Consider the following 5,341-nt stretch of genomic DNA (forward strand, 5'->3'; position numbering starts at 1 on the left):
TTAGATATTATTAAACAATATATTCAGAACCAGCGAGGTTAGCTAGTGATGCGAAATTCACCTCCACCCTAATGTCGGGTGGAGTCCTCTTTCGCTTTTTTGATAGCTTGCAAACTTGGTGTCCTGGTATCTAATCCTGTTAATCTTGCCTTGATAACTTTCGCACCAAATTTATTGCTATCAGCATCCGTCTCAACGTAGCTCAGATATATATTATTGGTACGAGCAAAGTCTGGTGCAATAACAATATCGCCTAAACCGCCCTGACCACCGTAAGCAACTTTTGGTACGCCAGTTACTGCTGTCTTGGCACCTGTTTCGGTATCGACCACAAATAACTCACCTGTCTTTTGTGTCACTAGTATTTTTTGTGATTCGTTATCAACTTTAGGTAGGGCTGTCATCGCCCAAGGCTCATCAAAAGTTGCAACTGTTTCAGTAATGAATTTGGGTTTATCAGTATTCATGGAGGAATGAGCATCTGAGGTTTTGGCATCTTTATGCTCTACCAACTCTTCATTGCTATTGCCTGCTGTCTGATTGGAGCAAGCTGACGTGCTAAACAGCAACGCTGTCATGATTAAGGGTAAGATTAATGGCCTATTTTTCTGTTTTTTATTGCTCATCATCATGTCATCTCCCTTATTTTATATTTAAACCAGTTATAACATAACCAAAGTATGAAAACGGTAACATAATTATAGTGCACAACGAAAAACCCCTTAATTACCTATATAAAAAATAGGCAAGTAAGGGGTTGGGTTTTATTCAAAAAAACAGTTTAGAGCACTTGGTATTAGCTCACTCTAAGCTTATCAAAAGTCAATTTGTCATCCGCATCAACATCCACTTTAATGATATCTCCTGCAACAAAATCACCCGCTAACAGCTTCAATGATAATGGATTTTCGATTTCTTGTTGGATAGCGCGTTTTAGTGGACGTGCACCATACACAGGGTCATAACCGACTGCGACCAACTTATTCATTGCATCTGTTGATAGCTCGATATCCATCTCACGCTCATGTAGACGTTGACGCAAGCGATCTAACTGAATCGCTGCAATACCTGCCATTTGCGACATACCTAGTGGATGGAATACCACGATTTCATCAATACGGTTCACGAACTCTGGACGGAAGTGCTGCCCGACAGAATCCATGACCTCGGCTTTGATATCATCATAGCTCTCGCCGACCATCTCTTGAATTTTATGCGATCCCAAATTACTGGTCATAATAATGACGGTGTTTTTGAAGTCAACCACCCGGCCCTGTGAATCTGTCAAACGTCCATCGTCTAATACTTGCAATAAGATATTAAACACATCAGGGTGTGCTTTTTCGACTTCATCAAACAAAATCACACTATAAGGTTTACGGCGTACCGCTTCAGTCAAAGCGCCACCTTCTTCATAACCCACGTACCCTGGAGGCGCACCTACCAAGCGACTGACACTATGCTTCTCCATATACTCACTCATGTCGATACGTATAATCGAATCTTCACTATCAAACAAGAAGTTCGCCAATGATTTGGTCAACTCAGTTTTACCAACACCAGTAGGTCCAAGGAATAAGAACGATCCAGATGGACGATTAGGATCAGACAGGCCAGCACGACTGCGACGTACCGCATTTGCCACGGCTTGCACCGCCTCATCTTGACCAATCACACGCTCATGGAGCTTTTCTTCCATCTCCAGCATTTTGTCACGTTCGCCTTGCATCATTTTACTGACAGGAATACCTGTCGCAGCAGCAACGACTTCAGCAATCTCATTGTCTGTTACTTTGTTACGCAGCAACTTTACATTATTACCTTCACTTGTCTGCTCTTTTTGCTCTGCTAAATCAGACTCAGTGATACGACGCTCTAACTGTGGAATAGTTTCATACTGTAGCTTACTCATGGTCTCATAGTCGCCCTCACGGCTGGCTTTGTCATAAGCAATACGAGCTTTGTCCAACTCATCTTTTAACTGCTGACTGCCTTTGACTAATGCTTTTTCTGCTTGCCAAACTTCATTAAGATCCGCGTACTCTTTTTCTAGCTCTTCAATTTGACCATCGAGCACTTTACGCTCAGCTTTCGCACCAGCATCTTCTTCATTTTTGAGCACTTCACGCTGCATTTTTAGCTGAATCAAACGACTATCAAGCTTACCCAACGCTTCAGGCTTACTGTCCATCTCCATACGTAAGCGACTGGCCGCTTCATCAATTAAGTCAATCGCTTTATCGGGTAGCTTACGGTCAGTAATATAGCGATGGCTCATACGTGCCGCCGCAATGATGGCGCTGTCTTGAATATCGACACCATGATGCAGCTCGTAACGCTCTTTTAGACCACGTAATATCGCAATGGTGTCTTCTACAGTTGGCTCATCGACTAAAACTTTTTGGAAACGACGCTCAAGCGCAGCATCTTTTTCGATATATTGACGATATTCATCCAGTGTCGTCGCTCCAACGCAGTGCAGCTCACCACGTGCTAGCGCAGGCTTTAGCATGTTGCCAGCATCCATTGCACCTTCAGATTTACCTGCACCCACCATGGTATGCAGCTCATCGATGAATAAAATGACATTGCCTTCTTGCTTGGCCAAATCACTCAGCACACTTTTGAGACGCTCCTCAAATTCACCGCGGAATTTTGCACCCGCAATCAGAGCACCTAGATCTAACGATAGCACCTCTTTACGGCGTAAACCTTCTGGTACGTCACCATTAACAATTTTTTGGGCCAATCCTTCGACGATAGCTGTTTTACCAACACCTGGCTCACCAATCAATACTGGGTTGTTTTTGGTACGACGAGACAATACTTGAATGGTGCGGCGAATTTCTTCATCACGACCTATCACGGGATCAAGCTTGCCAAGCTCCGCCTGTTCGGTCAGATTAATGGTATATTTGTTTAATGCATCACGCTGGTCTTCAGCATTTTGGTTATTAACGGTGTCATCACCACGTAACTCCTCAATCACTGCTTTTAATTTGCTTGCTGTTACGCCAGCACTTTCAAATATTTTTTTAGTTTCGCCCTGTTCAGACAGCGCCAATATTACCCATTCAGTGGCAATAAAATCATCATCTTCTTTTTGCGCTTGACGATCGGCTAAATTTAAAATTTTAACCGAGTTTGGGTTTAAATTAACATCTCCTGTCGGCTCCGATATGGTTGCCTGATTATCAAGTGCCTTTGCCACGCCATTCTTTAAAGCAGGAATAGACGCACCTGCTTGTTGACAGATAGACAAATTGGATTCATCTTGCAGCAATACAGCAAGCAAATGCACAGGATCAATTCCCGTATGATCACGACCTAGTGCTAAACTCTGAGCTTCTTGAATAGCAGACTGCAGTTTTTGGGTAAATTTTTCAAATCTCATATTCGTATCCTTTTATAATTAGTATTGTCAGTCGCTTTTCTAGCGTTCAGCGATGACTATTATCTGTCATTTATATAAGGTATATATATAATTATTTCAAGCCAATTATCAAACAAAGCCCTACTACTAGCAATGATATTTGCTAAGAGCTATTAATTAATAGCATTAAAATGTAATTTTAAGTTCAGATTAACAGTTTTTTAGAAGAAAATATGCAGAATGGTTTAAAAAAGAAAGGTGAATATAAGTATGAAAGATAGGGCATTTTGAGCATTTAACGAATTTCATGCCCTATATTTTTTTTAGGATTGATTGTATGTTGAAAGTGTTCATCGCTCTACTCTACAATCTCAATGGTAGTACCAATCTTTACCGCGGCCATAATCTCGTCCATTTCGTCATCAGTAACAGCAATACAGCCGTCCGTCCAATCATACTTCTGATTGATAGAGGCTAGATGACCAAAGCCGTTCATCTGTCCATGGATCATAATATCTCCACCCGGACTGACGCCCAATTGCTGAGCACGTGCTTTATCAGCTGCATTCGGATAGCTAATATGAATAGAGCGATGAGCAATAGAATTTTCGTTTTTATAATCTAAGGTATAAGTACCAACTGGTGTACGCTGATCGCCCTCTTGCTGCTTGTGACCGACTGGACTGTCGCCCAATGCAATATGATACGTACGAATCACATCGTCACCACTCAATAATTGCAAACGGCGCTCGGACTTATCAACGAACACTTTATCAATCACCACATCAGCGATAGGTTGATTACTTACCACTTCCAAAGTACTACTGCTACCCGCAGAAGCGCGTGTCATATAATTAAAAGCAATGCTGCTGATAATCGTCACCACCCCAACGCTTATCAAGACAAGTAATGAGCGATAAGTACGATTACGCGATAATGCCATGACAAAAACCCCTCTGATATGAATGATTGCAAATAGCTATCATCGTAATATATCAAAGCTTGTCGCTTGCTAATGTGTAAAGTATATGAAAAATCACACTCGCTTGGTCATTGAATACAGATAATTACACCATACGAATAGCACCATCTAAGCGGATGACTTCGCCATTGAGATAGGCGTTATCGATGATATGGAGGACAAGTTTGGCAAATTCATTTGGCGCGCCCAAACGCTTAGGATAAGGAACGGCTGCCTCTAATTGCTCACGCGCTTTTTCGGGGATACTATCCATCATCGGTGTGGCAAAAATACCAGGCGCAATCGTCATCACTCGAATACCGTGGCGCGTCAACTCACGTGCTAGCGGCAAGGTCAAACCCACCACGCCTGCCTTAGAAGAAGAGTAGCTAGCTTGCCCCACTTGACCATCAAAAGCAGCGATAGAAGCTGTATTGATGATAACACCTTGATCTGCATTTTTATTATCTTGGTGATCGCTGGCTACGCGCTTAGCAATACTGGCTGCGACCAAACGCGCAACGTTAAACGAGCCGATAAGATTGATATTCACACCGCGACTGAATGACTCAAGATCAGCAGGGTTGTTATCACGATCTAGTAATTTTTGTACGACAGCGATACCTGCACAGTTGATTGATCCTTGCAAACCACCGAACGCTTTTTCTGCCAACTCAACAGCCGCTTGCACTTCATCGCCACTGGTGACATCACAACGTACAAAACGTGCCCTATCACCCAACTCAGTGACCAATGACTGTCCAGCTGACTCGTTTAGATCAGCGATGACGATATTGCCGCCTTGAACGACGATAGCACGAGCCACTGACTCCCCAAGACCTGACGCACCACCAGTAACTAAAAAGCTGTGTTTTTCAATTTGCATAATTATTCCTTTAATTAGGGTGTGTATAGAATTCAAATCAGGGGCAACCAGATAAAGACACAAGCAAGCATTACCGCCGCTGCATAGCTATCTTTGAGCTTATCATATCGCGTGGCAATGC

At 42.7% G+C, this 5,341-nt stretch carries 4 protein-coding genes and 1 pseudogene; all 5 read right to left on the reverse strand.

Features of this window, described 5'->3' with window-relative positions:
• Positions 1-68 precede the first annotated feature (68 nt).
• Positions 69-632: a PQQ-dependent sugar dehydrogenase gene (locus tag EI164_RS14415; RefSeq protein ID WP_192520619.1), complete on the reverse strand. Its 564-nt coding sequence runs from the start codon at positions 630-632 to the stop codon at positions 69-71.
• A 164-nt stretch (positions 633-796) separates the two neighbouring features.
• Positions 797-3,394: an ATP-dependent chaperone ClpB gene (gene clpB, locus EI164_RS14420; RefSeq protein ID WP_192520620.1), complete on the reverse strand. Its 2,598-nt coding sequence runs from the start codon at positions 3,392-3,394 to the stop codon at positions 797-799.
• 337 nt (positions 3,395-3,731) lie between these two features.
• Complete coding sequence (locus EI164_RS14425; RefSeq protein ID WP_225739324.1) at positions 3,732-4,316, reverse strand: L,D-transpeptidase family protein; 585 nt, start codon at positions 4,314-4,316, stop codon at positions 3,732-3,734.
• Between the two features lie 124 nt (positions 4,317-4,440).
• Positions 4,441-5,220 (reverse strand): SDR family NAD(P)-dependent oxidoreductase, encoded by a 780-nt coding sequence (locus EI164_RS14430; protein WP_192520621.1) that lies wholly within the window; start codon positions 5,218-5,220, stop codon positions 4,441-4,443.
• 32 nt (positions 5,221-5,252) lie between these two features.
• A pseudogene (locus tag EI164_RS14435) lies at positions 5,253-5,341 on the reverse strand (IS5/IS1182 family transposase); the annotation flags it as partial.

Origin of the sequence: Psychrobacter sp. FME13 (genome assembly GCF_014861395.1) — a bacterium.
In the GTDB taxonomy this organism is placed as follows: Bacteria; Pseudomonadota; Gammaproteobacteria; order Pseudomonadales; family Moraxellaceae; genus Psychrobacter.

Coding starts and splice junctions, on each gene's coding strand:
- EI164_RS14415 (WP_192520619.1), bottom strand. CDS start 632: ATGATGATGAGCAATAAAAAACAGAAAAATAGGCCATTAATCTTACCC.
- clpB (WP_192520620.1), bottom strand. CDS start 3,394: ATGAGATTTGAAAAATTTACCCAAAAACTGCAGTCTGCTATTCAAGAA.
- EI164_RS14425 (WP_225739324.1), bottom strand. CDS start 4,316: ATGGCATTATCGCGTAATCGTACTTATCGCTCATTACTTGTCTTGATA.
- EI164_RS14430 (WP_192520621.1), bottom strand. CDS start 5,220: ATGCAAATTGAAAAACACAGCTTTTTAGTTACTGGTGGTGCGTCAGGT.